Annotated in this window: 3 protein-coding genes; all 3 read left to right on the top strand. The window is 54.7% G+C overall.

Translation table 11 applies throughout. The features are described from left to right. Positions 1-406 (top strand): transposase (locus G3480_RS26210; protein ID WP_206171914.1); only part of this gene is annotated, 406 nt, incomplete at its 5' end. Between the two features lie 822 nt (positions 407-1,228). After that, entirely contained in the window at positions 1,229-1,528 is a 300-nt protein-coding gene (locus G3480_RS26205; RefSeq protein ID WP_164657138.1) for a type II toxin-antitoxin system TacA family antitoxin, read from the top strand. 7 nt (positions 1,529-1,535) lie between these two features. Beyond that, entirely contained in the window at positions 1,536-2,036 is a 501-nt protein-coding gene (locus tag G3480_RS26200) for a GNAT family N-acetyltransferase (RefSeq protein ID WP_164657137.1), read from the top strand. Positions 2,037-2,312: the final 276 nt, after the last annotated feature.

The raw sequence follows: 2,312 nt of genomic DNA, 5'->3' as shown, positions 1-2,312 counted from the left end.
CACGCATGAAATCGTGACCGTCACCAATGATACCTATATTAATGCTTTGAGCGTTTGCAAGCTCCTTCAGAAGTTATCAGAAAAACATACCGATGCGGCGATCACACTGATTCTAGATAATGCAAGATATCAGAAATGCCGTCTTGTCACGGAGCTAGCGCTGTCACTTGACATTGATCTTCTCTATCTCCCATCTTACTCGCCAAATCTTAATCTCATCGAAAGACTCTGGAAATTTTTCAAGAAGAAGGTTATTTACTCATGCTATTACGACAGCTTTCCAGTTTTCAAGCAAGCCATCTCCGATTGTATTTCAGAAGCTCATACTACTTACAAAGATGAGATGGAATCTCTATTGTCATTGAAATTTCAGCGATTCAATAAATCGCAAATTATGACTATTTAGAGTATACTTGGCTTCCGCCTCGAAGATCGGACGTGACTCGTCCAGGGATGTCGATCGCGCGACAGGGTGTTGCCGCTCACCTTATTTCGCGAATTTTTCCTAGAATACTTCCCGCTAGACCTGCCAGTTTTCGCCACCGCTATTTGTCGCGGCTTGTGAGGCACGACGATGCCCGCCTTGGGCCTTCGTTGTGGCAACAAGCCGACCAGAACCGTCCGCCCGGCCTTGGAATCTCTGCGACGGCATCACGCGGTTATGTGAACCTTCACATAACCGCGTTAAGCGGTGCTTAACGGTAGGCGACCCAGGGAGTGGAGTGGTGGACTTTCCAGGGTGCCCAATCGCCAGCAACTGCGTGCCCTTTTTGCTACACGGCAAGCTTTCGATTCGGTACGGCTATGTCCGTTCATGGCCGAGTCCTGCCGGATTGCCCGCAGAGTTGGGCGACAGCTCCTGGAAGCTGACAGTCAATGCGAGTGACTGCCAAGCCGCGCTCGCCAGGGTCAACATGTCGGAAAACACCCGTTTTCCGACAACGGCAACAAGTCGAGAACATAGAGCGTCGCATCGACGCTGAAACCGCACGAAAACCCTGTCGGCAAGGCATTTCGGCCAGAAACCCCGGTGTGGAGGTTTTTCGTGTGCTCAGTGGCGGCTGGTGACACGAGTGTTGGGACTACCCCCACAGTGGACGACCGCCAAGGAGATGCACGCCCTTTTTTGCGGCCAGAGAATGATCCGCCACCTGTAGTATTTGTATTGACATTGTGCGCACACAACGGCTATACCATTTAGATAACTATTTTTTGACGGAGACGGGTTATGTCCTCAGTCGATCCTCATACACCGACCCCAGCGGTCCGCGATTCCAATATCAACATCCGGGCGCAGCGTCGGCAGCGCGACCTTATTGATCAGGCCGCGACTCTGCTGGGTAAAACGCGCTCGGATTTCGTGCTGGAGACGGCGTGCCGGGAGGCCGAGGCGGTGTTGCTGGAGCAGCGTGTCTTTGCCCTCAACGCCGAGGCATTCGAGCAGTTTCAAGCCTTGCTGGACGCCCCCCCCAGTGAAAACCCGAAGCTCCGTAAGTTGATGACGACCCCGGCCCCTTGGGAGCCGTAAGGTGTCGATGACTTCTGTTCGCTGGCAGGCTCCCGCGCCGCTGACAGCCGGGCATCGGCTGGATGACTTCGACAGTGGCGAACCCAGCCTGGATCAATGGCTCAAGCAGCGCGCGTTGCGAAATGAAGCCCGAGGCGCGTCACGCACCTATGTGGTTTGCGCCGATGGGCAGGTTGTCGGGTACTACTGCCTTGCGACCGCCTCGATCTCGGCTGAGATTGCGCCGGGGGCATTGAGGAGAAACATGCCCGACCCGATCCCCGCGATGGTCTTGGGACGCCTGGCCGTTGAGAGGACATGGCAAGGGCATGGTGTGGGAAAAGCCTTGATGCGTGACGCTGTTCTGCGCACGGTGCAGGTTTCCGAAATGGTCGGGGTCAAAGCACTGTTGGTTCAGGCCCTATCGGATGCCGCCGTGCGCTTCTATGAGGAGCACGGCTTTCGTCCGTTTCCGGCAAATCCAAGAACACTTTTTTTGTTGCTGTCGGAGGTTTTTCGTGAATCCTGACCCCTCCCCCGTTTCTGCCGTTCCTATATGTGATCATGTCCTTTATGTCCCACACAACAAGCTTGCTAGGAGATCATCGGCCAGATTACGCAATGCCGTCACTGACTGTGGCGACGACGATCTGGTAGAGGGCTCCGGAAAGCGGACGCCGGGCTGCATGCCTTGCGGACGGCTCTACGCGGTTATGTGAACATTCACATAACAGGATCTATGTGAAGGCTTGAATTATGTGAAGGACGAGCGCCGGCTCTAGCTAGGATGCCGCCTGGAGCCGCA

It is taken from the genome of Thiorhodococcus mannitoliphagus (assembly GCF_010915725.1).
In the GTDB taxonomy this organism is placed as follows: domain Bacteria; phylum Pseudomonadota; class Gammaproteobacteria; order Chromatiales; family Chromatiaceae; genus Thiorhodococcus; species Thiorhodococcus mannitoliphagus.
The sequence above is the reverse complement of the archived record's forward strand: the minus strand, read 5'-3'. Positions and strand labels throughout refer to the sequence as shown.

Excerpts from the sequence above, each read along its gene's own strand:
- G3480_RS26205 (WP_164657138.1), top strand. The coding sequence starts at position 1,229 with ATGTCCTCAGTCGATCCTCATACACCGACCCCAGCGGTCCGCGATTCC.
- G3480_RS26200 (WP_164657137.1), top strand. The coding sequence starts at position 1,536 with ATGACTTCTGTTCGCTGGCAGGCTCCCGCGCCGCTGACAGCCGGGCAT.